At 44.0% G+C, this 24,059-nt stretch carries 21 protein-coding genes; 13 read left to right on the forward strand and 8 right to left on the reverse strand.

Annotation, left to right across the window (positions count from 1 at the left end; genetic code table 11):
- Positions 1–23 precede the first annotated feature (23 nt).
- Positions 24–548 (reverse strand): hypothetical protein, encoded by a 525-nt coding sequence (locus L4D06_RS19305; protein ID WP_274164609.1) that lies wholly within the window; start codon positions 546–548, stop codon positions 24–26.
- A 284-nt stretch (positions 549–832) separates the two neighbouring features.
- Positions 833–1,594 (reverse strand): ribonuclease H1 domain-containing protein, encoded by a 762-nt coding sequence (locus tag L4D06_RS19310; RefSeq protein WP_429740744.1) that lies wholly within the window; start codon positions 1,592–1,594, stop codon positions 833–835.
- 250 nt (positions 1,595–1,844) lie between these two features.
- On the opposite strand from L4D06_RS19310, the gene L4D06_RS19315 reads away from it, so the two are divergent.
- From L4D06_RS19315 to L4D06_RS19325, 3 genes are all read left to right on the forward strand, one after another.
- A complete protein-coding gene (locus L4D06_RS19315) occupies positions 1,845–2,192 on the forward strand; it encodes a DOPA 4,5-dioxygenase family protein (RefSeq protein WP_429740745.1) in 348 nt (115 codons plus the stop codon).
- Positions 2,193–2,341: 149 nt separating this feature from the next.
- On the forward strand, positions 2,342–2,908 hold the full coding sequence (locus L4D06_RS19320) for a DUF6151 family protein (protein WP_274164612.1): 567 nt from the start codon (positions 2,342–2,344) through the stop codon (positions 2,906–2,908).
- Between the two features lie 150 nt (positions 2,909–3,058).
- The gene (locus tag L4D06_RS19325; RefSeq protein WP_429740746.1) at positions 3,059–4,777 is read left to right on the forward strand and encodes an RluA family pseudouridine synthase; all 1,719 of its coding nucleotides are present in this window, start codon (positions 3,059–3,061) and stop codon (positions 4,775–4,777) included.
- 53 nt (positions 4,778–4,830) lie between these two features.
- Here the strand turns inward: L4D06_RS19325 and L4D06_RS19330 are convergent, their stop codons facing one another.
- Positions 4,831–5,397, reverse strand: a complete 567-nt coding sequence (locus L4D06_RS19330) for a TetR/AcrR family transcriptional regulator (protein ID WP_429740747.1) — start codon at positions 5,395–5,397, stop codon at positions 4,831–4,833.
- A gap of 144 nt (positions 5,398–5,541) precedes the next feature.
- On the opposite strand from L4D06_RS19330, the gene L4D06_RS19335 reads away from it, so the two are divergent.
- On the forward strand, positions 5,542–5,997 hold the full coding sequence (locus tag L4D06_RS19335; protein ID WP_429740748.1) for a cupin domain-containing protein: 456 nt from the start codon (positions 5,542–5,544) through the stop codon (positions 5,995–5,997).
- A gap of 116 nt (positions 5,998–6,113) precedes the next feature.
- Here the strand turns inward: L4D06_RS19335 and L4D06_RS19340 are convergent, their stop codons facing one another.
- Positions 6,114–6,449, reverse strand: coding sequence for a rhodanese-like domain-containing protein (locus tag L4D06_RS19340; RefSeq protein WP_274164620.1), 336 nt, complete (start codon positions 6,447–6,449; stop codon positions 6,114–6,116).
- A 194-nt stretch (positions 6,450–6,643) separates the two neighbouring features.
- On the reverse strand, positions 6,644–7,534 hold the full coding sequence (locus L4D06_RS19345; protein WP_429740749.1) for a LysR family transcriptional regulator: 891 nt from the start codon (positions 7,532–7,534) through the stop codon (positions 6,644–6,646).
- A gap of 125 nt (positions 7,535–7,659) precedes the next feature.
- On the opposite strand from L4D06_RS19345, the gene L4D06_RS19350 reads away from it, so the two are divergent.
- The 6 genes from L4D06_RS19350 (at position 7,660) to L4D06_RS19375 (ending at position 15,462) form a co-directional block, all read left to right on the forward strand.
- A complete protein-coding gene (locus L4D06_RS19350) occupies positions 7,660–8,589 on the forward strand; it encodes an NADP-dependent oxidoreductase (RefSeq protein ID WP_429740750.1) in 930 nt (309 codons plus the stop codon).
- 574 nt (positions 8,590–9,163) lie between these two features.
- Positions 9,164–9,601 (forward strand): T6SS immunity protein Tdi1 domain-containing protein, encoded by a 438-nt coding sequence (locus tag L4D06_RS19355; protein ID WP_429740751.1) that lies wholly within the window; start codon positions 9,164–9,166, stop codon positions 9,599–9,601.
- A 133-nt stretch (positions 9,602–9,734) separates the two neighbouring features.
- Positions 9,735–10,199, forward strand: coding sequence for a DUF2059 domain-containing protein (locus tag L4D06_RS19360; RefSeq protein ID WP_429740752.1), 465 nt, complete (start codon positions 9,735–9,737; stop codon positions 10,197–10,199).
- 254 nt (positions 10,200–10,453) lie between these two features.
- Positions 10,454–13,909 (forward strand): ankyrin repeat domain-containing protein, encoded by a 3,456-nt coding sequence (locus L4D06_RS19365; RefSeq protein WP_429740753.1) that lies wholly within the window; start codon positions 10,454–10,456, stop codon positions 13,907–13,909.
- Between the two features lie 86 nt (positions 13,910–13,995).
- Entirely contained in the window at positions 13,996–14,595 is a 600-nt protein-coding gene (locus L4D06_RS19370; RefSeq protein WP_429740754.1) for a hypothetical protein, read from the forward strand.
- A gap of 237 nt (positions 14,596–14,832) precedes the next feature.
- Entirely contained in the window at positions 14,833–15,462 is a 630-nt protein-coding gene (locus L4D06_RS19375; protein ID WP_429740755.1) for a GyrI-like domain-containing protein, read from the forward strand.
- Positions 15,463–15,651: 189 nt separating this feature from the next.
- Here L4D06_RS19375 and L4D06_RS19380 read toward each other — a convergent pair whose 3' ends face one another.
- Together L4D06_RS19380 and zigA are read right to left on the reverse strand one after the other, a co-directional pair.
- Entirely contained in the window at positions 15,652–16,341 is a 690-nt protein-coding gene (locus L4D06_RS19380) for a DUF1826 domain-containing protein (RefSeq protein WP_429740756.1), read from the reverse strand.
- Positions 16,342–16,345: 4 nt separating this feature from the next.
- The gene (gene zigA / locus L4D06_RS19385) at positions 16,346–17,551 is read right to left on the reverse strand and encodes a zinc metallochaperone GTPase ZigA (RefSeq protein WP_429740757.1); all 1,206 of its coding nucleotides are present in this window, start codon (positions 17,549–17,551) and stop codon (positions 16,346–16,348) included.
- Positions 17,552–17,837: 286 nt separating this feature from the next.
- On the opposite strand from zigA, the gene L4D06_RS19390 reads away from it, so the two are divergent.
- Positions 17,838–18,506 (forward strand): hypothetical protein, encoded by a 669-nt coding sequence (locus tag L4D06_RS19390; protein WP_429740758.1) that lies wholly within the window; start codon positions 17,838–17,840, stop codon positions 18,504–18,506.
- Positions 18,507–18,662: 156 nt separating this feature from the next.
- Here the strand turns inward: L4D06_RS19390 and L4D06_RS19395 are convergent, their stop codons facing one another.
- The gene (locus L4D06_RS19395) at positions 18,663–19,295 is read right to left on the reverse strand and encodes a LysE family translocator (protein ID WP_429740759.1); all 633 of its coding nucleotides are present in this window, start codon (positions 19,293–19,295) and stop codon (positions 18,663–18,665) included.
- 389 nt (positions 19,296–19,684) lie between these two features.
- Here L4D06_RS19395 and L4D06_RS19400 point away from each other — a divergent pair, with 389 nt between their 5' ends.
- On the forward strand, positions 19,685–20,788 hold the full coding sequence (locus L4D06_RS19400; protein WP_429740760.1) for an efflux RND transporter periplasmic adaptor subunit: 1,104 nt from the start codon (positions 19,685–19,687) through the stop codon (positions 20,786–20,788).
- Between the two features lie 10 nt (positions 20,789–20,798).
- Positions 20,799–23,915, forward strand: a complete 3,117-nt coding sequence (locus tag L4D06_RS19405; protein WP_429740761.1) for an efflux RND transporter permease subunit — start codon at positions 20,799–20,801, stop codon at positions 23,913–23,915.
- Positions 23,916–24,059: the final 144 nt, after the last annotated feature.

The raw sequence follows: 24,059 nt of genomic DNA on the forward strand, positions 1-24,059 counted from the left end.
AATGTCACTCACGGACTTGAGAATTACTCGACCGTTATCGTGATGTAATTGGTAACAAACGGAACAATGGTTGCTTCACCCGTTGCGTGATAATCCGTTCCTGTTTTTTCACTTTCCAATTTAAAGTAATACGTCCCTGACGCGATAACTCGGCTTTGATAGTTACTCGAGTTAAAGAGCACTTTATCATCTAAAAGCCAGCCTTCAGATGTCACTTCATAAAGATAGCCATCACAATCCACTGCACCGATACGAGGGTGAACACAACTTTGCAAATAGATTTCAGTTTTTGACTTGGGATTTTTTTGCGTCTTGGTGATTTCGATTGAACCATAGTCTTTCTTAGTTCGAGTCGCGTTAGTGGTGTAAATGGCTTCTTCTTCAATGGTGTACCCTTTATCGCTATTAATTACTGGAGCACTGCCAACTGAGCCCAGCACCCCATTAATTGCGCCATTCACACCTTCATTAACCACTTGACCCAAATCATTACTCGCGCAACCCGTCAACATCATCGTCAACACGATGGCAAATGTTTGTTTTTTCATCATCTTTCCCTTTACGATTGTCATCCCTCGCCAAGCTGAGAAGCCTAACATTTGTGCAACAAGATGAATATTCGTACAAAAGGCAACTATAACAAAGTAGGATGTGATCGCATTAGGCAAGCACAGGTCGACATACATTGTAATCATTGATGTGCGCTATGCATCAAAACCAATCCATTAAAGCATCGAATAAGTCATAAACTAAAAAAAATCAATACGGTGAATTGATAGGTGATGGTGGAGAAGCGTACTTTCTGTCTATACCATCACCTTTGACGCCGCTTCTACCCTTTTCGAAACGCTAATATTTCTTCAATATCATCCGTTTCTCGGAACAAAGTTAGACCTTGATCTTGACGTTCAATCGCTACGATCGACATTCTGTCAGCCAATTCATTGCCTTCAATGCCAACGTGGCCGTTCACATGATAGATAGTTATATTAGATTTCATTGATTGATACAGCGCGTAGGCAGACTGAATAATGTCGAGGTTTTTAATCTCGCCACCGGCCTTTTTCCAACCTTTTTTCTCCCACCCTTCCGCCCACTTAGTCACGCAATCAATGGCGTACTTTGAGTCACAGTAAATCGCCACGGACTGTTTCTGGGCCAGCTTCTCTTGCGCGAGCATAAACGCTTGCTCTAATCCATGCAGCTCTGCGGTGTTGTTTGTTCCTAGCTGTTGATAATGGCCATACCACAACTCACTAATAACGTTGTTTTCGTACACCGCAAGCCCAGTGCCTGCCTCGCCTGGGTTTGGCTCACACGCGCCATCAGTGAAAATCTTAATATCAAAAGGCATGTCTGTGATTTGTGCTTGAGTCAGCGCTGCAGGCTTAGCTTTCGCTGCGGTTTTGGCGGCAGAAGGCTTATAGGATGCAGATCCTGCTTTACCACCGAACGCGGCTTCTGCCTCAGCAAGTGACGGAAATGATTTGAATTTTGCACCTTGAAAGCCATCAACTTGAGCTTTGCACTGTGCCCAGTCAGTGTAAATGCCACTCTTACGACCTTTCCACACAACATAATATTTTTTAGCCAAACCGAATCCTTACTTAATCATTGAGGGAAAACAGTGCCAGTGTTTTGAATACTCTTTCATACAGCGATTGCCTTACCAATGTCATTATTCATAAATCTGCAGCAGACGCTATACCCAAACAACCTGAAGATGCAGGTTGTTTGGGTATCTACAACAAGAACTGGTGCATAGGTATATGTAAATATCTCATGGAATCTTCACAGACAAATGCGCTAGGCTGGGATAAATATTCAAGGCTGAGGAGACAAGGATGGACAGCCCAAAAAAACCGATTAATGCGCATAAAGCGTATCACGCACATGTGTACTTTGATGCAAACACATTGGACGCTGCAAAGCGACTATATGAAAAAACCAAAAACGCGTTTTCACTCAAACTCGGACGAATACATGAAAGACCCGTTGGCCCCCACACAATGTGGAGTTATCAGGTGCTTTTCTTTGATACCGATTTTGACTGCTTCATTCCTTGGCTGGATGAGCAACGTGACGCGCTCAATGTATTGGTGCATGCAAGTACCGGCAACGATCTGGCAGACCACACACAGCACGCCTACTGGCTAGGAAATGCCGTAGAGCTCGACCTACGTGGCTTTTAAACAAAACACAGAATCGTTTATGAGACAGGCACTAAAGTGCCTTTCTCAACACTGGCTCCTTGACGCCATTCGTTATAGCTTCGAGGAGCGCTTTAGTCACGATTCAAGGAATCGACTAAGTATTAATATTTAACAAATGGAATTCTCCTATGACAGATTTATCATTGCAGTGTGATTGCGGCGCATTAAAAGGCACGGTCAAGAATGTATCACCCAAGAAAGGCAACCATATGGTTTGCTACTGTGACGATTGTCAGGGCTTCGCAAAGTACATTGGCAGTGAGGAGAAATGGTTAGATGAATTTGGCGGCACAGATTTATTCCAACTGGCTCCTTCGCAAGTTGAAATCCACCAAGGGGCAGACCAACTGCGCTGCATGCGCATGACACCCAAAGGCGTTTATCGCTTCTACACAGCTTGTTGTCACTCCCCCATCGTAAACACCATCAGCAGAAAGATGCCGTTTGCAGGCATTCCGCTCACCGCGCTTCATGGTGAAGGCAAAGACGCCGCTGTTGGCCCAGTGAAATGTTATGTCATGGGCAAATTTGCCAAAGGCACACCACCGACGAACCCGCACCCTAAGTTTTCCTTTGCCTCACTCGTGGCCGTGATGTCATTCATGCTCAAGAATAAAATTCAGGGAAACAACGTGCCAACGCCGTTTTTCAATGACAACGGCCATGCCGTCGTAAAGCCAGATAAACGCGATTAATACCTAGAGATTCTGGCTAGCCGTGATAAAGCGTAATGCACAGAAAGTGGTCTTTACCGTCGTAACTATTAGTACCGTTAACTAAAGTAGTATTTCTCCCCTAAACAGGTAGAATCACGCCCCCAATCGAGTTGCTGATAGACTTTTACCATGCACACAGACGCACCGTTCACACCAGACGGGCTATTTACCCGCTTTAACGTCGATATCGATCATCTCGAATTGCCGAGCGCGTTTACCTTCCCGTTTTACTATCAGCCACACCCGCTTTGTGTGCTTGCTGCGCAAGAACTGCAGCAACACCTTGCCACGCAAATCGATTGGCAGCATGACTTTGGGCTGAACCACGAGCACGCACTGGATGGCGAAAATACGGCAGAAGGCACAGGCAAAATGTTTGGCGTTTTGCTGGTGCGCTCTCCACGCGGAGAGCTCGGCTATTTCAGTGCATTTTCAGGCAAGATTGCTGATCAAAACATCCTGCCGAATTTCGTACCGCCTGTGTTTGATATGCTGGCCGAGGAATGTTTCTTCCAAACCGAATTGGAAGCGATCACCGCCCTTAACGCGCAAGTCACTGCCCTTTCTGCCAACCCTCAAATATCGCACTTGAGTGGCAAAGTAGCGCAATACAAAGCCGACTACAAAGCGCTAGAGCACCAACAGCGCCAAACCATGATTGAAGGACGCGCAGAGCGTAAACAGCAGCGTCAGCACGCTGAAGCCCACTTGACGGGCGAGGCGTTGAACGCCGCGCTAGAGCAACTTGCCAATCAAAGCGTTGCCGAGAAAAACGACCTCAAGTACCTCAAGATGGCATGGGACGATAAAATCGATACCCTTCAATCTGAGTTAACTGAGCTAACCGCCGCAATCGACCATGCGAAGCTGCAACGTAAAACTTTGTCGAACGCCCTGCAAAACAAGCTGTTTGAGCAATATTGCTTCCTCAATGCGCGCGGTGAAGAAAAATCTCTCAAAGACATTTTTGCCCCAACGACCAGCCCAACTCCACCCGCTGGCGCAGGGGAATGCGCTGCGCCGAAGCTGCTGCACTATGCCTACAAACACGGGTTTACCCCGCTCGCGATGGCGGAATTTTGGTGGGGGTCTTCACCAAAATCAGAAGTGCGTCAGCATAAAAAGTTCTACCCATCGTGCCACGGCAAGTGCAATCCCATTCTGGGGCACATGCTGGAAGGGTTAACGGTAGACCCAAACCCGCTCGAAACCAACTGGGCAGAAGACAAAGCGTTAGAGGTGGTTTATCAGGACGAGGCCATCATCGTGGTGAACAAGCCCTCAGGCCTGCTTTCCGTGCCGGGCAAAACCATCAAAGACTCCGCATACACTCGAGTCATTGCGCTATTTCCTAACGTTGAAGAGATCTTTGTCCTTCATCGATTAGACATGGCAACATCCGGCTTGTTGGTGTTTGCCCTTACTCGACGCGCAAACAAAAACCTGCAAAAGCAGTTCATCACCCGTGGTGTTGAAAAGCGCTATGTCACCATGGTGGAAGGTATTGTTGAGCAGCAAAGCGGTGAAATTAACCTGCCGATGCGCGGCGACCCTGACGACAGACCCCGCCAATTAGTCTGCTTTGAACATGGTAAATCCGCGACAACCTATTGGCAGCTGATTCAAACCGAAAATGGTCAAAGCAAGCTTCACATGTACCCCAAAACAGGTCGTACTCATCAACTCCGCGTGCATTGCGCCCACGTCCAGGGCTTGAACATGCCTATGGTCGGCGACGGTTTATATGGAGAACCCGCAACCCGCCTTCACCTGCATGCCGAACAGCTTTCGTTTGATCACCCCTATACACACCAACGTATGACATTCAATGCAGAGTGTGAGTTTTAAGTACGCCAATCAAACTCACTATAGTCGCCGCCTGCTTCTTTTTAGCGTCACCATTACTTCAGTAATTGCGGCGCTTTTGAAATACAGGCGGCTAGTAGTTCATCAATCGTCTCTTGGTCATTCAGCGCACGTGATACCACGACCCCGCCAATCAATAACGCTGCCAATGACAAAGCGCTTTTCCGGTCGGTGATACTCCCATCAGTTTTGCTTTCCAATATATCGATCATCCCTTGAAACACACGGGTATAAGCATCCTTTGTCTCGCCATTCTGGTTTGGCGTATCGGTTGCAAATGCAGCAAGTGGACATGGCGAAAACTTTTGGTCGACATGCTCATGGCAGAGATAAGTACTCACTATTTTATCAACGCTCAAAGCACCTTCTGATTTTCTAAGGATCTCTGCCAACGGACTATGTTCCGTTGCTGCAGAAACAGCTTCTTTGTAGAGTTCTTGCTTGGAGTCAAAATGCGCGTAAAACGCCCCATGTGTGAGTTTTGCATCTTTCATCACATCACCCAGTGAAACACGATTAAAACCCTTCTGTGCAAAAAGCTTCACTGCACTTTTTAAAATTTTCTGTTTCGTTTCCTGTTTTCTCGATTCAGGCCAAGGCATGGTGACTCCAGAATATTATGTTGAACATATAGTCAATCATCTTAATCTCTTCCCTATTCAGAAAGAAAGCTCGGCATCGCTTCTTTCTAGACACTCCGCATTTTCAAATTGATTTATCTCCAAACTACGTAAGGGATCAACACGATGAAAAATCTCACTACACTATCAAAAGGTAACAACCACTGCGCAGTCTCACCCGGTCGCTTGGATGCCATAGACCAATTCACATTCACCCATGAAGCGGTACCGTTCAAAATTGAAGGCAAGGTATTTGTGAGCGAAGCGCTTGGCATGTCTGGCGGCATTCTCTCACTCAACAAGCTTGCCCCCCATGCATCCATGCCTTTTCATCACACCCATATTGAACATGAAGAGATCTACATCTTCATCGACGGTAAGGGAGAAGTGATGATCGACAATGATCGTTTTGAAGTAGAACCAGGATCGGTCGTGCGTGTTGCACCAGAAGGTGTTCGCTGTTGGAGAAATTTGGCTGATGAGCCGCTCTACTATGCCGTTTTGCAAGTTAAGGAGGGTGAAAAGGTTATTAAAACGACTATTGAAGATGGAAGAGGTGTAGATCGCCCTGTCGTATGGTAGCTATAAATAAACGCTTCTTGGATGGACGCAGTCAGGCGTTCATCCAAAGATGTGTGAGACAACCAGAGGAGCAGCAAAACAAAGTTGCGTTGAACTCCAACTCACACATCATCAAATCACTCACCTAGCAAACCGCGTTGCTCTCTCGCATCTTCAATACCACCCGCATTAAACACGTTCTGATAGCCTTCAGCCTTGAGCGCTTTCATTGCTTTTCCTGAACGAACGCCACTAAGGCAATACAGGCGAATTTCTTGATTTTTATCCGGGTATAGCGCCGTCACTTCTTTCACGATATCTGAATGGGAGAACCTGACGTCGCCGGGAATGTTATCGAAAAAATGCTCCGCCGCACTTCTCGTATCAATCCATACCGCCTCAGCATTTACAGCCGCACTCAGCACCATAGCCACGAGACCGATAACAATACGTTTAGTATTAAACAACGTCATGACACTCACTTCCTATCTACTCAAATATGCTTTGCTCTCACTCATTCTTACATTATCCGCCATCAATAGGCAGTTTGTTTAATGGATAGAGAGCGATGAATCACAGCGATGACACTCAGATGGCAGCCCATAATGACGAGTCAATACATGGGCGGACTGTGAGTAATTTCTTTGGTGCAGTGTAAGACATGCGCTCAACAAACTTCCATATGCCGTTGGAACCATTCTTGGAAAAAGGCGATAAATTTATGCGTCTTGACTGGCGTAAATGCGCGTTCAGGGTAAACGGCACTAATATCAATACTTGAAGGATAACAATGGGGAAGCAAAGTCACTAAGTCGGGAGTAGCATTTTTAAAATACGCAGGTAAAAAAGCGATGCCCTGACCGGTTTCAACCATCTGCCGCACAAAATAAGTGCTGTTCACCCGAACTTTCTTCGGGATCGTCACTTTATCGGTCCCTTGGTCGTGTTTGAAAGTGAAGACGGTATTTTTCACATAAGTGTGCCCTATAAACCTATGTGTGACGAGATCAGACGGTTGTAGAGGTTCGCCGTACTTTTCGATATAACTTTTTGAAGCCAATAAGTGCGTTACCATCTCTCCAATATTCTTTCGGATAAGAGAAGAGTCGGGCATTGTCGTGCTTGCCCGAATACACAAATCAAACCCTTCCTCCACCAGATCGACGATGCGATCGTCAATCAGAATATCTAAATCAATGTCAGGATAAAGCGCCATAAACTCCGTGCAGCATGCCGCGGTATTCTTCTCACCCAAAATGCTTGAGAAACTGATCCTTAACCTGCCGGAAGGTGTTCCTTTCAATTCGGTTAGATTCGATTCCGCCACGGAAATATGTTCAAGAATTTGCTGACACTGCGTTAAATACACTTCCCCAGCTTGCGTCAAATTAATAGAACGCGTTGTGCGTTGTAGAAGGCGTACTCCGAGTTCGCCTTCTAAATAAGCCATTTGCTTGCTGATGTAAGAAGGCGACACACCAAATTCAGCCGCTGTACGGGAGAAATTCCCAGCTTCCGTAACGCGAACAAACGTTCGCATGGCATCGAGTTTATCCACTCATCTGTTCCATATTGGAATAATTGTTTCCATATTATCCCTATTTTTAATCTTTATTGGAATAAATATGATAGCGCTATCAAAACGAAGACACCTAGAAACCGACACAATTGAAGGGTAACAATATGAAAGCACTGCGTATTACTGACTATGGTCAAATTTCAATGGAATCAGTCAACCGCCCTGTTCCAGGAGAGGGTGAAGTGCTGGTTAAAGTCGCTGCGGCAAGCATTAACCCCGTCGACTGGAAAATCGCAAACGGTGATTTGGCGGTACTTGTTAACCAGCCACTGCCATTAACGCTAGGATGGGACATGGCTGGCGAGGTGTTGGAGCTGGGAGCAAACGTCAATGCATTCAATGTTGGTGACCGCGTGTTTGCAATGCCTGTGATTGGCTACGACGGTGCCTTTACCGAATATTGCATTGTTAAAGAATGCCATCTGGCAAAAGCGCCAATCTCCGTCGATTTAGTCGCAGCCGCTGCGCTCCCATTGGTGAGCTTAACGAGTTGGCAGGCAATGTTTAACGCGGGTCAGCTTGAAGCAGGTCAACGTGTTCTGATTCATGCCGGAGCAGGTGGCGTCGGCCACATCGCTATTCAATTAGCTAAAGCCAAAGGCGCTGTCGTTATCACAACCACTTCGGAGGCAAATGCAGAATTCGTTGCCCAACTCGGCGCAGATGAAATCATAAACTATAAAGAAGTAGATTTTGAAACCGCGCTAGCTAACGCGAAAGTGGACATGGTGTTTGATACTTTGGGCGGTGAAACGCAGTTTAGATCGCTGAACGTGCTAAAACGTGCCGGAAAGCTTGTATCGATCACTGGCTTAACACCTGAGACAGAGGCGAAAGCCAACATATTGGGCATATCCGCTGAGTTTGTCTTTGTTCAGGCCAATGGTGAGCAATTGCGCCAAGTTGCAGAATTGGTAGACACTGGTCAATTGACCGTGAATGTGGCACAAACCTTTTGCTTTGAAGATATCACCACCGCATTTGATATTAGCGCTCAAGGCCGCGTTCGTGGCAAACTGGTGATGAAGATCTAGTCATCACATCGAACATCTAGGGTGCTCAGTCGAGCGCCCTATTTTGTTTACACCATCCATGTAACATTGCCGTTATCCCATGTTTCATTTTTTACGCGGTAAGTGGTCAACCTTCTTTCATCTTCATATTAACCCTATTCAATATGTATCACTTCAGGGTTTCATAACCCGGTGACAATTTGATTCTGAGCTTTCCCTACAGAAACTGATAAAAAGCACATCACTGATGTCCCTCATTTAAGCGAGTAAGTATCTAGTCATTACATAGCTAGCTTCTCTGTTAAAAACGAAGAAAACAGTAAACGAAGCAGTCATATTTTGACAGAAGAACCAAATGACAAATCTGTACCATTCGTAAAATGCCTCTATTGTTGTTTCAATCATCTCGTTCAATACACGGTTAGTCTAAGGTCGGATCAACCGCTTCAAAACATGGTCGAAAAATTGGGCATTTTCTCAATCTTGAATCGTGACATATCCAGTTAAGACCAATATTGTGAACGTGTTAGGAGAAGCCCTACAGTCACATCGGTCATCATTTATCAGTTGGATAATATTTTAAACGGAGCATGTATTGAGAGAGTTGGAATGTTACAAAATCATAGAGCCAGTCAGCTCAAATGCGATCGGTCATTGGATCAGAGATTACCCTCTGTATGAGAAAATTGTTGGTTATTCAAACCTTGGTCATGTTTTCCTATTTAGCCCTAGCCAATCTGACTATGCGGTTTTTTACCCATTCAAAGCAGCGGCTAAGTCTTATGGAACCTTCAATTCTACATCTGAATTCGAACAAGAAATACTTCAAGAGGAGGGTTTTAAACATTTCGTGTTGAATGAAGATCATGTTCGTGAGATTAGTAAGCTTATCGGTATTTTAAATGAAGATGAAGTGTACATACCCAGACCATATCCATTCTTGGGTGGTAATGAAGAGGTAGAGTCATACGAGAAAGGGAATGTTTGGACAATGTTAACCCTAGTCAGTCAATTATTGGCAGATAGCGCTTAACAAGAGACCATGGTGTCAAATAACCAATTTCTGATTGTATTTTTAACCTTTGACTTCACGATCAATAGATTCAGTTAGTTATACAAAACATATAACTAACGTTAACTACTAAGTTATATTACCAAGGGACAATATGAGAAATTTAAAAAATTGGTTAGCTGTTGTCATACTTTTATTTTCAACAAGTGTATGGGCTAACTCTCATGAAAAAACAGCAAATGAACTTTTAGATGTAATGGAAATTAATAAGATATTGTCTGAATCTATAAACGCAACGCTTGAATTACAGATGAAGTCTCAGCCAAAAATGAAACCGTTCGAAGGCACAATGAGAGCATTTTTTTCAGAGTATATGAGTGGTGAAAGCCTAAGAGATAGTTTTACCGAATTATACATGAATACTTATACCGAAGAGGAAATGAAGGAACTGATAGCCTTCTTTAAAACACCGACAGGTAAAAAATCAATACAAATGACGGCACAACTTACAGCAAAAGGTGCTGAAATCGGTCAGAAAAGAGTGATGGAGAATGCGCACGTTTTACAGCGAATGATTAAGGAAGAAGCAGAGCGTATAAAGTTAACTCAGAACCAATAATGATCACTCAACTGCCTAACAAATAGAATAACCAGAGCACTACACAGGGAAATGACTCGGATATAGGCGGCCTGAGCCATATTTATAAAACTTTGCCAGAGCTGGATAGGAAAATATTCAACTTACGATTTTAATTCACTAAAAGCCTGACACTCGTAAGGTTTATAACCATTTCCACACAAAAATGCAAAAATTCTTGCCATATTAAAATGCTCTATTTTTGCTAAACATACATATAAAAGGAGTTTATTAAGATGGGTTTTTTTAGCAAATTTTTGAGAAGAGAACTAGATAATCGAAATAAGTTCTCTCTAGAAAAAATTATTTTAACCACTACCCAAGCTAATTTAGATGACCTTAAGGAAAGGGTCGACGAAAAAAATGTGAATGAAAAAATCATTGTAGATAAGAAAATCCGAATGGAGTGTACGCCCCTAGAATACGCGATTAAAGTAGAGAACTTAGAAAGCATAAAATATCTAATAGAGTTAGAGCCCATCTTTTATCATCGAGTAGAAATCAACTTAGATGAGATATGTAAGGATTTAAAAAACATTCAAGTTATAAAGTTTCTTACAGAAAAAGGGGCGAATTTTAATACATTTAAGTATTCATTTGGCAAACAAGACATACCAACCGCTGTCGCATTAAATTTTAATGACTGTAATACAAATAACGCTAGCATCGGGTTTTATCAAAACATTTTATTAAATGACAACATAAATTTCAAAGTTGATTTTTTACAAGAGTTAGATGAATTAGGGATTAGTTGCAACCCCAGTGATTTTTTCACGCCGTCTGAAGCATGCATAATTGGATGCAATACAATTGATGTAACGAGAAAGATTCTGAGTGATCATGGTGGAGATTTACGCGATCTATTTAGTTTAGCTATAAAATTGCAATGTTGTAATGAATTTGCCATGACTGAAATGATAAAGTTATTTGTAGATGAAAAAGGCATTGTTCTTGAAGAGGAAAGATCAGGTAAAGTTACTTTATTTGATGAGATCTATAACTTCTGTAAAGATAAACCAGAAATAATGTTTGAGGCATCAAAAAGGCTTGATTCTTACGAAGGCTGTGAAGAGAAGATTTATTCGACATTAACTGAAAAGCAAATATCAATGCTGAAAGGGTTAGCACCTCCTCCAAGTGATAAAAAGATATTTTCAGCAAAAAACTATTCAGAGACATCAGCCTGTTTAGAAATGTGTCAAAATTTAAACAGGGATGTGCTTGATCATTTAGTATTTAATGATTTCAGAGTCAAGCATAAAATAGATCTTATTGCTAGCTTCATAAGTTTGGGTGGGAATATAAATGTCCTTTATACAGAAGCAGAACTTTCTGATGGTGGTGATAATGCAAATCTCTTGTTTTCTTTAATTTATTCTGAAATGGACAGAAAATTAATACAGTTTGTAGTAGAGCAAGGAGCAGAGATTGAATGTAATGGATTTAGCGCTTTGTTACCCGCAGTTAACAAATTTCAATTACCTTTAATCAGGCTACTATTGGATGTAGGAGGAAATCCAAATTATCAAGACATATATGGAAATGCTATTATACAAGCAATGTATGAGTGGAGTTTTCATGATTTCACAGAATCGGAACGTAAGACTATTATGGACTTGCTTCTAAACGCTGGGTTGAATTTAGAAGAGTCTTACTCAATCAATGGAACTAATCAGACGGTTCTTGAATATATTATCCGAAGGGATAATAAATTAGTAATACCGATACATTTACTTGAGAAAAACAAAAACTTCATACCACAAGGGAAAGATCTTATACATTTCCTCATATCTAAATATGTAGCCATTTCACATAAGAAAAAGCTAATAGATCACAATCCTGGTTACAAGTATTTCTTTGACAAGTATAATGAAGAAGGTTCTATACTCGACCTTTTCTTTATCTATGACATAAAGGATGGCGATGTTCTTATTGACTATATTTTGGAGTGTCACCCTGATGTAAAACTAACATACATGCAAGCCTTCGGTTTTACGCCAAATGAGAGGAGTATGTGTTTTACAACTTATATGAAGCTATTTGAACGTAACCAGCATTTAGTAAACAAAACATATAAATTTCCAGATAACGATCGAGAATACTCACTACTCCATTATTTCATATCAGGGGTTAGGTTTGATCGTCTCTATAAAAACAAAAGAAAAGGCATAGATGAGTTAATAGACACCATAGATTTCTATGTCAGTCTCGGCGAAGATATAAATTATCGCGGAAAAGTAACTATAGTCAACGCTGGTGAAGGGTATTCTTGTGATAGTTCTTTACTACAAAATATTTCTTTTAAAATGACAAGCCATCTGTATGTAGACCTGCCACTTCTTGAGTGTTTTTATCGAAATGGCTTTGATGTTGAAAAGGCGGGTGGTGGCGAAAATGAAACACCATTATTAGAACTTCATAGATATAATCTAGGATCATATACAGATGAGCAAGAAATGTTGCTTGTGGAAATTTTTGATTTCTTTTGGAATAAAAAACCGTTTGATTTGGAAACTAGAAGCACCCCCTATGATAACTTTCTTCTCGCGTACTCTAAGGCTGGATTATCAAGAGTCGTAGAATGGTTATTGATGAAAGGAGCAGATATTCATGCCATCGGAGGGTTTGACAATTCCCCTGCACTTCATAAAGCAATATCTAATTATCCGAACATTCCTCCAGCATCTAGAGCGAGAACAGTAGAAGTTCTTATTAAAAATGGTGCTAAGATAGAGGAATATTGTAATGCTGACCATTTTACCCCATTGATGTCTGCATCACATTATGGATCCAAAGAATGTGTAAAGACATTGTTAGAAGCAGGCGCGAACCCAAATGCATTTTCAAATGAAGGCTATACTGCATCAACGTTGGCATCTATTGGTACTGCTTCCTATGATTTAAAGTCTCGAGTGGAAAGTAACCAGTCTAATATATTGAGGATGTTAGTTAAATATGGTGCAAATATCAACTTCCCAATAATAGATGAAAATAATTTAATACACTCATTCCCACCACTTCATTTATCGGTACTTAAACAGCGCAAAGAAATCTTTGAAACATTAATTTTATTAGGAGCAGATTTAGATCTTCAAGAGAATAGTATTGGATCTACACCTTTAATGCTGGCTGTTGAGCAAAGTGATATATATTTTGTTAATCGAATATTGGAATCCCAAATCGATCTCACCAAAATTAACAAATATGGCGAGAATGCACTCTACTATTCACTATTTCGAGAAGATGAAGAGTTAGGGTTAAAGCTATATAAACAATTAAGAAAATCTGGCGCTAAATTAGTCGACATTGAGAAAGGAAGAAACTTGCTTCTACTCGCTGCATTTCACTTGAAAAGCAGTTTCTTAGAGGTGCTTAGTGAAGAAATCGATATAAATTCAACTGATGATTATGGAATGACGGCATTGATACAATCGATCGTGGCTGATGAAGAGTATGACTGTAAGAGAAGAGAGGCGTGTGTTAAGAGCATCATTTCATTAGGAGGTGACACCAATGCTGTTGATGAAAGTGGAAAGACGCCACTTATCTGGGCGTTGGAGCGCAATCTTAGGAATATCGTAGATATCTTAGTTTTGGGTGGTGCCTCTACAGATTTGTCACTCTCTTTAGCGAAGGAGTATCAGAGAGAAGAAAGAATTATTTCAGCATTAGAAACAAAAAAACGTTTCTAAACTAGCAGGAATCTACTTTCATAGGTGATATTTTTTATCGCTATGAAAGTAACATATTGGCATATATCTAAAATGAAGATATTCGAATGACAAATACGACTACACATCCGATTAAAATGTGTTTTAAAAAACCTAATAAAAGCTTAACCCCACTTCTTTTGTTTGTTTTTCTTACAGCAACAACAGGGTGTATTGTACAAGAGTCTACCAGCACTAGAGATGGTAACAACAGCGTTACAAACATTAAAAATGAAGGAAGTGGTTTAATGACAAAAATGGTAGGTAGTTCAAAAATAGGGTACATTTATTTACCAGAGACTTTCTTAAGATTCCGCGATGCAGTGTCGGAAGGTGTTGCTCAGGATCTGCAGTATTCAGATGGTGGTTCAATATTCACTCTCAATGTATTCCAACATGAAAATCATACTTTAGAATCAGCTGCAAACTCTATTGCTGGTAATTGGGAAATGCAGGGTGTGCAAAATATAGAAGGAGCGAGCATCGATATTAATGGGTATAACTGCCTTCAAATTTACGGAGATTATAATAATGGCACTCATAAAGCGGTTGCTTATGTAATACAAGGTGGTAATCAGTTTGGGAGTATACATTTAGTCACGTTTGAAGGGCCGATAGAGTTTCTAAAAGACAATTTAGGATATGCGGAAACGTTTGTTATCGAATAAATCAGGACGTGAAGAACAACATCATACCCGTCCCAACAAGAAGCATACGGCGTCTCGGCTCTTTGCCAAAGCGCAAACGAGCCGTGGTTGCTGGTGAAAAGTATCCCGAATGACACGCGAAACGCAGTTTCGCTACTTGCTATTAAAAGAACATATCACCAGTTATGACATGCCTGATTTGACTCTTCTTTCCAAAAATGGTCAAACTACTTCAAAGCTCATTTTTTGACACCCACTATGCAGAAACACGAATGGCGTAAAGCCGAAAAATCTCTCTACCTACCCAAAGCGAAACCAGAAATAATCAATATAGGAGAGATGAAGTTCATCACCATCAGCGGACGGGGCAATCCCAACTCATCAGAGTTCACTGGCTATATAGAGGCACTCTATGCGACCGCTTATACCATCAAAATGACCCTTAAAAATTTGGTACCTGCCCCACGAGATTATATGGACTACACCGTCTATCCGTTGGAGGGCGTGTGGGATATTACTGATGAGGCAAAGAAAGATTTTAACGGCACCATCAATAAAGATGACTTGATATTTAAACTGATGATCCGCCAACCCGATTTTGTGACGGAAAAATTCTTTGTCGAGATGCTGGAACTAGCCAAAAAGAAAAAAGCAAACCCACTACTCGAACAAGTGCTGTATGAGTCAATTTCAGAAGGTAAGTGTGTGCAGATGATGCATTTAGGGTCATTTGACGATGAGCCAGCCACCTTTGCCATTATGGAAGCGTTCGCCGAGCAACAAGGACTGATTCGCCACTCTAAGATCCATCGTGAACTCTATATCTCTGACGTGCGCAAGGTTGCACCTGAAAAGCTAAAAACGACACTAAGATTTAGTGTGACGTAATACTTTTCATCTCTAACGCTTCTCGCACAACCAGAAATGACTATCTGGAATTCGCTATTGGTGAAGCATTTTGTCGGTCTCAGCGATGGCTTCTAGAGTAGGATTCCTGAGCTATAGTATTTGATACTAAAACTTTCCCCAACAAGGGCTGTGTGCGCCATGCCCGTTGCTCGAATCTGACCCTTTCGGTCAATCCGCAAAATCGAGCGTTAAAAGCAACCGGCTTTGGCTTGGTTCGTGTGCTGGGGACCTATGCACAAGGCCAGCCTCTTCGTTTCCTTCCCAGCTCTCGCCTTTGAGTAAGGCAACATCAAAACAGTGAAGCTGACGGATATCTTCCTTGCCATTGAATAACCCTGATTCGTTGTCCGACTTACCATCACTTCCCACTCCTAACTTGGATTGGTCAACTACGTTGTGAGGTAACCATTCTGTCGCGACGTTTTGATACGTGGTGACCAAGCGACAAGGGACTTTATCGGTGTGAAAACGGGGACACATGGCTTTATCTATCACCGTTAACCGCAAGCCTGCACGTTTGAGATCAAACAAGCAGCAGAACATGTTCACCAGTAGCTCAATGTCGTTGATCAACATTTGATGCAACAGCGGATCGAGGGATTCCTCTAAGCTTTCACGTACATTGTCTGGCGTGACATTCATTGACGCTCGGTAATGGGGCTTCTCAATGACCAACGCGCTGACGGCATTTTGAACGGCCTCAGGAAGCTCTCGCTCCCAAACCGCAATGTTGGTGTCGTCACGGTAGATATCACCTAACACAGTAGGACACGTTCCGATGGCTTCTCTGCGTGTGAGTATTTCTGTCAAGCGATGCGCCATTGGGGTTGTTTGTGAAGATGAAAGATCAGAATACATGTGGTCACTCCGTGTTGATGAAAGGGTCGGTTATGCCTTTCCAGTGTGCATGGCCTAGAGAAAGCTCATCGTCGCTCAATAGGCACGCATCGAGATCGGACACCATTTGAGCTTGATCTAACCCTTGCCCGATGAAAACAAGCTCTTGACGCTTGTCGCCAAAAGGTTCTATCCATTGCTTTTGAATGGATTCAAGGTAATCGCTGTCTGTCGGCCATTCGTCCTTAGGTACGGCTTTCCAAAAGAGTCCCGCTGCGCCATATCGCGCCATACCACCAGCTTGGCTCCACTGCCATGCAAAGTCAGGGTGGGAAGCTAGCCAGAAATACCCCTTTGAACGCAGCAACTTTCCATAGCTTTCTGTGCGATGAAGGAATTGATGAAATTTTTCAGGATGGAAAGGACGGCGTGCCAAGTAGCTAAAGCTACCAATGTTGTACTCTTCCGTTTCCGGTATATGTTCACCGCGCATTTCCTTTAACCAGCCCGGTGCTTGTTGGGCACGTTCAAAATCAAACAAGCGGGTATTCAAGATCGCATCTATTTTCACTTTGCCTTCTGCAATGGGGATGATCTCAGCTTGGGTATTGAGGCTTTTTAGAATGGCGATTAGGCGCTGCAGTTCGTCTGGTGATGCTAAGTCTGTCTTGCTGATCAGAATAACATCGGCGAACTCCACTTGATCGACAAGGAGGTCGGCGACACTTCGCTCGTCCTCCTCGCCCAGCGATTCTGCCGTTTCGGTGAGATCTTTGGCTTCGTCAAAATCCTTCAGAAAGTTAACGGCATCGACCACTGTGACCATGGTATCGAGCTCGGCTACATCAGAAAGTGAAACGCCATCGTCATCCGTGAATGTGAAGGTTTCAGCAACAGGAAGGGGTTCAGAAATGCCTGTAGATTCAATCACGAGGTAATCAAACTTTCCGCTGTTGGCGAGTTTAGAAACCTCAACCAGTAAATCTTCACGCAAAGTACAACAGATACACCCGTTACTCATTTCAACGAGCTTTTCTTGGCTGTGATTCAGCGATACTTGGTCTTTCACTATCGCTGCATCTATATTGATTTCGCTCATGTCATTCACGATGACGGCGATTTTCTTTCCGTCAACATTGTTGAGTAGATGGCTGAGGATGGTGGTTTTGCCCGCCCCAAGAAAGCCAGATAGCACTGTTACCGGTAATTTATTTAGTGCAATTGACGACATGGATATACACCTCGGCCTAATTTTATTTGATATGTTATAACATAACATTTATAACAGGAAAATTGTCAATTCCAAAATCTCTGGTGGTCGGCGGAAAGTCCCTTGTGTGATCGAGGATCGAACTAGGTTTGATTCAGTGAGCACTTTTTATCTGAAAGGTGTTTGCTTTTCTTCATGCCTTCTTAGCAATGAGCAACCGCTAAAAAGTAAATTGCGTTAGCTTAGTTATCTGCGTATTCGTCGCTCACAGAGCGAGTTGAGACAATAGTTTGATAGGGATATCACGATGTTTGGTGACACACTTTCAGCGGCATTAAGGTTCACGGTTAGGCACAAAATGGTGCTGTTGCGCATCACCATTATCCCGATTTTGTTGGCGATATTGTTGCAACTAGTTGCCATGGAATTACAGAGTGAACTGTTTAATTGGACAGTCATGTTCATTGAGGCTTTGCTTAGTTCAATCATCGCCATCAACGTCCACCGCATTGTACTGAAGGGCGAAGACTCCGTCCCTCACTGGGGGCGTTTCACCATTGGCAAGATAGAGCTGTGGTTTTTTGCTCATTATCTTAGTCTTTGGTTCGGTGTTTATGCGATCTTTTTGCTGACACCGCTTATCGGTTTTGTCGCGGGAGTATTGGCGATTGTTGCTGGAATTATATCTTGCCGTTTATGTATAGTGTTTCCAGCAATTGCACTTGGGAAAGGCGTGTCGTTTCCTTATGCATGGCAACTCACTGCTCAGAAAACCCTGTATATGCTCTGTGTCGTTGCAATTGCACCATTCATCTTTGGCTTATTCTTAGTCCCTATCGCTCTCCTCTCACCGCTTCCTGCTTTGTTCACCTTTTTTAGCTATGTCGTCACCATTCTTGCTGTGATCACCCTCTCCTTCGCTTATCAAAACCTAACCGAAGCGCCTGAACCTGTGGCACCAGATGCTGAGAAGTAGCGTTTTGTTCCCATGACTCTCATTGCTAGAATGGCTGTCTTCTAAATGTCAGCAATCACACTAATGATCAGACAAAACAACCTTCAACTTAGGCCAGTGCGTTAACCACCCCTTTGATTTCAAACGGTCTTCAAATACCGACTGTTCTCTTTGCAATCAGCGATCGCTAATCGCCACTTTGCCAGCTAGCCCAATCAACAACACACCTGACACGCCCTCCAACGCTCGCGAATAGCGTTGGGCATTCGGTCGACGGAAAGCCCAACTGCCGATGGAGGCATACAACACATTAATCACTGTCGCTAGCCCGCTGAACAGTAAGCCAAGCATTAGCAATTGTAGCGACGCAGATCCTGTCGATGTATCAATAAACTGTGGCAAGAAAGAGAGGAAGAACAGCGCAACCTTGGGGTTCAATACACTCACGATCACGCCTTGCAAAAACACATTTTTGTTTGATGCCAAAGCGTCATCTTCAGTCAAAACCACCTTACTGCCCCCTTTCCACATAGAGAGCAAAGACTGGATACCCAAATACATTAAGTAGGCAGCACCTAACCACTTCACGACACTAAACAAGACCGCAGAGCTTAGAATAATTGCTGATAGCCCCAAGCACGCGGCAAGCGTATGGACAAAGTAGCCAACACCTAAGCCAAACGCCGCTTTCATGCCAGTGGCCATTTTCCCCTTCATTGTGTTGGACACAATGTAGATAACATCAGGCCCCGGGATCATGTTGATAGCAAGGCAAGCGACCACAAATAACAGCAGCGAGTTAATATCCATTTCAGATTCTCCTTGTCCAATGTTGATTGGTTTACTGCTTAACGGGGTGGTCAACTAAGGCGCTAAGATTGGCGCATTGAGAATAAACAAAAAATCAATTCATTGTTTTTGATTGTATTTTATAGCACTCCCAGCCTACGCGTGCCAACGCCCCATCTCCCAATGGCTTTTATAAACGTTCATTGAACGTCAATTCATACGCTATGACGTGTAAAGAAGTGCGGGCACATTGCCGCCGTTTCGTCCCAACAAGGACACACTTCGAATTTACTCGCAGCATATACTTTTTAAAGCACGCAGTCGGCGAAGTGAGCCGTGTTGCAACTACGCCGGCACTTTCTGCTGGCACTTTCTCGCCACCCTAGAAGAAAAAGCATGGAGAATCACACATGAGTAAGTGGGTAATAGGGATGATTGTGATCGTCGTGCTTGCCTTCGGCACAGTGATTGGTTTCAACCTCGTCGTAAACAATAAGATAAAAGACACACTCGCTAACTTGCCAGAGCCTGTGTACCCCGTCACTACTGCCAAACTCTCCCCAACTGTTTGGCCACAAAGCATCAGCGCCATCGGCTTTATTGAACCCAATCAAGGCGTCGATGTGTCCAACGAAGTGTCTGGCATTGTTAACGCCATCAACTTCAAAAATGGCGGTTCAGTATCTCAGGGGGATGTGTTAATTGAGCTGGATGCATCGGTTCAAAAAGCAGACTTGAAAGCCCAGCAAGTGCAGCTTCCTTCCGTTCGCGATGATTACAATCGCCTCGTCAAACTCTACAAAGAGCGCTCAGTGTCAGAGCAAAGTGTCGAAACTGCGCAGTCAAAATATCAGGCAATGCTAGCAAACATTGAAAGCTTACAAGCGACCATTGCACTGCGAGAAATCAAAGCGCCATTCAATGGGCTACTGGGGATTAGAAACGTCAACCTTGGCCAATATGTTTCAGTGGGAACCGATCTCGTTCGCTTGGAAGATCTTTCAGTGATGCGAGTTCGTTTCAGTGTCCCGCAAGCAGAGCTAGGAAGCATCAGCATTGGGCAAGCAATCTCTTTGACAGTCGAAGCCTACCCCGATCGCACTTATAAAGGGGCGATCAATGCGATTGAGCCTGTCGTGAGTAACCAAACAGGCTTAGTGGCGGTGCAGGCTGAACTGCCAAATGATGATCGCTCATTGCGAGGCGGCATGTTCGCCGACGTGAATATTTCACTCTCCAATCTTGATGATCAATTTGTTGTCCCTCAAACCGCCATCGTTTTCGCCCTCTATGGCAACTCCGTGTACGTTGTCGAGAAGAAAGACAATGAGACACGCGTGAAACAAGTCACCGTTGATGTAGCGCAACGCAGCGGTAACGATGCGTTGATCACTGGCGATCTAAAGTTTGACGATGAAGTCGTGACAACAGGCATATTGAATTTGGGCAACAACGCCAAAGTAGACGTTGTCCCGAACCCTATCTCGGTGCCTGACAAGATGCCGCAACTTTAAGGAGCCGGACATGAAATTTACCGATATTTTCATACATCGTCCGGTCATGGCGGCATCGCTCAGCGTGCTGCTACTGTTGCTAGGGTTGAACGCACTTAAAGATCTACATGTGCGCCAATACCCTGAAATGACAAATACCGTGATCACCGTAACCACGCCGTATCCCGGTGCCGATGCCAACTTGGTTGAAGGCTTCATTACTCAGCCACTTGAACAAGCGCTCGCACAGGTGGACAACCTTGATTTTATGACCTCCGCGAGCCAATTAGGCTCTTCGAGTATTGTGTTGAACATGATGCTCAATACCAACCCAGAAGCCGCGCTTGCAAATGTGCTGTCACAGATTAACTCAGTCACCAACCAGTTACCCAAAGAAGCCTATGACCCCTCGGTAACTTCATCGACAGGCTCAACCACCTCTATTATGTATATCTCTTTCTTTAGTGGTGATTTGAATTCTAGCCAAATAGCGGACTACTTAGAGCGCGTGGTTAACCCTCAGCTATCAACCGTCAACGGCGTATCAAACATCGTTATGATGGGGGGCGCTCCGTTTGCCCTTCGAATATGGCCAGACCCGAAAAAACTGGGGCAATATGGCATATCAACGTCTGAGCTTGTTGGTATTTTGCAGCAAAATAACTACCAATCCGCCGTCGGCCAATTCAATAGCTTTTTTACCGTATTGAACAGCACCATTGATAGTCAGGTAGATACGGTTGAAGGACTGAAAAACCTGATCATAAAAAGTGATAATGGTCAGGTAGTCATGCTGCGTGATGTTGCAGAGGTTAACTTGAGCAAAAGCAGCGACAGTTCCCGTGCACTCGCCAATGGACGAGAAGCGGTTATTGTTGGCATTAACGCCACGCCCACGGCTAACCCGCTTGATGTCGCGGCGGGCATACGCGTGCAGTTTGACTCGATAAAACGTAATCTCCCCTCCACCATCAAAGCCGAGGTGTTGTACGACTCCACGCTCGCCATTACCGACTCCATCGATGAGGTGGTAAAAACCATTATTGAAGCGGCAGTGATCGTCATTATTGTGATTCTTCTGTTCCTCGGCTCGTTCCGTGCTGTTGTCATCCCTATCGTGACGATTCCCTTATCACTGATTGGCGTCATGGTCGTGATGCAGGCCTTTGGTTTCACACTGAACTTGATGACCTTGCTCGCCATGGTATTGGCGATAGGATTGGTGGTGGATGATGCCATCGTGGTGGTGGAAAACGTCGACCGCCACATCAAAATGGGCACGCCCCCATTTAAAGCGGCGCTTGAAGGCACGCGTGAGATTGCCGTTCCCGTGATCTCGATGACCATCACACTGGCAGCGGTTTACGCGCCCATCGCATTGATGGGCGGCGTCACCGGATCCTTGTTTAAAGAATTTGCGTTAACATTGGCAGGTTCAGTGTTTATCTCAGGTTTTGTTGCATTAACACTCTCACCAATGATGTGTTCGAAAATACTCAAACATCATGAGACACCGAGCAAGTTTGAAGCCACTGTTGAACGCGTTCTAGGCGGACTCACAAAGCGCTATGAACGCGCCCTTCACGCTGTGCTTGACCGAAAACCAGTCGTCGTCGTATTCGCAATACTAGTGTTGGTGTCTTTGCCCATCATCTTCTCCTTCATCCCGTCACAACTCGCTCCGGATGAAGATCAGGGTGTAGTGGTAGTGATTGGCAGTACGCCTTCGACATCAAACAATGACTACATCCAATCAAATATGGAGCTCATCGGTAAAATCATCTCTGACCAACCTCAAGCAGAGGCCTCACTCGCCATGATTGGTGTGCCCACCAGCAGCCAAGGTATTGCAATAGGACCATTGATCCCCTGGAGTGACCGTACACAAAGCCAAAAGGAAATTTCAGCGACAATCAACGCAGCAGCCAAGAAAATACCGGGCATCAATGCGACAGCCTATCAAATGCCCTCGTTACCAGGAGCATCAGGCGGTTTGCCCGTACAATTTGTTATTACAAGCCCTGCGGATTTTGAAACCTTATATAACATCGGCAGCAAAATATTGGAGAAGGTGAAAGCCAGCCCTTTGTTTGTTTATTCCGATGTGAACTTAAAATATGACTCAGGCTTAGTGCAACTTTCCATTGACCGCGAAGCCGCAGGCGCATATGGCGTCACCATGCAAGCTATCGGCTCGACATTAGGCACCATGATGAGCGGTGGTTACATTAACCGCGTGAACATTGATGGACGCTCTTATGAGGTCACCCCAGAAGTTGAACGTGTCGACCGCGCCAACCCGCACCTTATCAATCAGTTCTATGTGACGGCGCAAAATGGTGCCGCCATTCCACTCTCTAGCTTGGTGAGCTTTGAAGTGAATGGACAAGCCAAATCCTTGCCTCACTACAATCAGATGAACTCGATTTCAATTGAAGGTGTTCCCGCTCCTAATGTCGCAATGGGAGATGCCATTAGCTTCCTAGAAAACCTTGCGGTGACCGATTTGCCGCAAGGCTACACCTATTCATTTATGGGTGAAGCGAGACAATTCGTAGAAGAAGGAAGTTCGCTCTATCTAACGTTCGCACTGGCATTAGCAATTATTTTCCTTGTACTTGCCAGCCAGTTTGAAAGCGTGCGTGACCCGTTGGTGATCATGTTCACCGTGCCGCTCGCCATCAGTGGTGCGTTAATTGCGTTGGGCTGGACACATATCTCAGGCGAAACTTCTATGAACATTTACTCGCAGGTCGGCTTGATTACCTTGGTTGGGCTTATCACCAAGCATGGCATTTTGATGTGTGAAGTGGCGAAAGAAGAACAAATCATGAAAGGAGTTTCGAAGCAGGAAGCCATTGTGGAAGCCGCCACCGTGCGCTTACGCCCTATTCTGATGACAACATCTGCCATGATAGCAGGGTTAATCCCGCTGCTATACGCCACCGGCGCAGGTGCTGCATCACGCTACAACATTGGCTTGGTAATTGTGGCTGGTCTCGCTGTGGGCACCATGTTCACCTTGTTTGTACTCCCTGTGATGTACACCTATATCTCAGGAGGACACAAGTTCCACGAAGGCGAACTGGACGATGACGTAAACGACAAAACGGATGCAATTTCAGAGCAGCCAAATACCAGCCATTAGCCACCGTGACCATTAAGACTAACCGTGCTCAGTCCTCTTGACTGAGCACGGTTTATATTCATCAGTAAACCTCGCTGAATCCTGCATCTTCACGTTGTTTGGGTATATACTGCGCCCTTTTCATTTTTAGCAATGAGTCACCCC

The organism is Enterovibrio makurazakiensis (genome assembly GCF_050336585.1).
In the GTDB taxonomy this organism is placed as follows: Bacteria; Pseudomonadota; Gammaproteobacteria; order Enterobacterales; family Vibrionaceae; genus Enterovibrio; species Enterovibrio gelatinilyticus.

What these genes read in the sequence shown, in the direction of transcription:
- L4D06_RS19325 (WP_429740746.1), top strand. Translation starts at nt 3,059, where the DNA reads ATGCACACAGACGCACCGTTCACACCAGACGGGCTATTTACCCGCTTT.
- L4D06_RS19330 (WP_429740747.1), bottom strand. Translation starts at nt 5,397, where the DNA reads ATGCCTTGGCCTGAATCGAGAAAACAGGAAACGAAACAGAAAATTTTA.
- L4D06_RS19380 (WP_429740756.1), bottom strand. Translation starts at nt 16,341, where the DNA reads ATGTATTCTGATCTTTCATCTTCACAAACAACCCCAATGGCGCATCGC.
- L4D06_RS19335 (WP_429740748.1), top strand. Translation starts at nt 5,542, where the DNA reads ATGAAAAATCTCACTACACTATCAAAAGGTAACAACCACTGCGCAGTC.
- L4D06_RS19340 (WP_274164620.1), bottom strand. Translation starts at nt 6,449, where the DNA reads ATGACGTTGTTTAATACTAAACGTATTGTTATCGGTCTCGTGGCTATG.
- L4D06_RS19360 (WP_429740752.1), top strand. Translation starts at nt 9,735, where the DNA reads ATGAGAAATTTAAAAAATTGGTTAGCTGTTGTCATACTTTTATTTTCA.
- L4D06_RS19365 (WP_429740753.1), top strand. Translation starts at nt 10,454, where the DNA reads ATGGGTTTTTTTAGCAAATTTTTGAGAAGAGAACTAGATAATCGAAAT.
- L4D06_RS19305 (WP_274164609.1), bottom strand. Translation starts at nt 548, where the DNA reads ATGAAAAAACAAACATTTGCCATCGTGTTGACGATGATGTTGACGGGT.
- L4D06_RS19320 (WP_274164612.1), top strand. Translation starts at nt 2,342, where the DNA reads ATGACAGATTTATCATTGCAGTGTGATTGCGGCGCATTAAAAGGCACG.
- L4D06_RS19390 (WP_429740758.1), top strand. Translation starts at nt 17,838, where the DNA reads ATGTTTGGTGACACACTTTCAGCGGCATTAAGGTTCACGGTTAGGCAC.
- L4D06_RS19350 (WP_429740750.1), top strand. Translation starts at nt 7,660, where the DNA reads ATGAAAGCACTGCGTATTACTGACTATGGTCAAATTTCAATGGAATCA.
- L4D06_RS19400 (WP_429740760.1), top strand. Translation starts at nt 19,685, where the DNA reads ATGAGTAAGTGGGTAATAGGGATGATTGTGATCGTCGTGCTTGCCTTC.
- L4D06_RS19395 (WP_429740759.1), bottom strand. Translation starts at nt 19,295, where the DNA reads ATGGATATTAACTCGCTGCTGTTATTTGTGGTCGCTTGCCTTGCTATC.
- L4D06_RS19375 (WP_429740755.1), top strand. Translation starts at nt 14,833, where the DNA reads ATGCAGAAACACGAATGGCGTAAAGCCGAAAAATCTCTCTACCTACCC.
- zigA (WP_429740757.1), bottom strand. Translation starts at nt 17,551, where the DNA reads ATGTCGTCAATTGCACTAAATAAATTACCGGTAACAGTGCTATCTGGC.
- L4D06_RS19405 (WP_429740761.1), top strand. Translation starts at nt 20,799, where the DNA reads ATGAAATTTACCGATATTTTCATACATCGTCCGGTCATGGCGGCATCG.
- L4D06_RS19315 (WP_429740745.1), top strand. Translation starts at nt 1,845, where the DNA reads ATGGACAGCCCAAAAAAACCGATTAATGCGCATAAAGCGTATCACGCA.
- L4D06_RS19370 (WP_429740754.1), top strand. Translation starts at nt 13,996, where the DNA reads ATGACAAATACGACTACACATCCGATTAAAATGTGTTTTAAAAAACCT.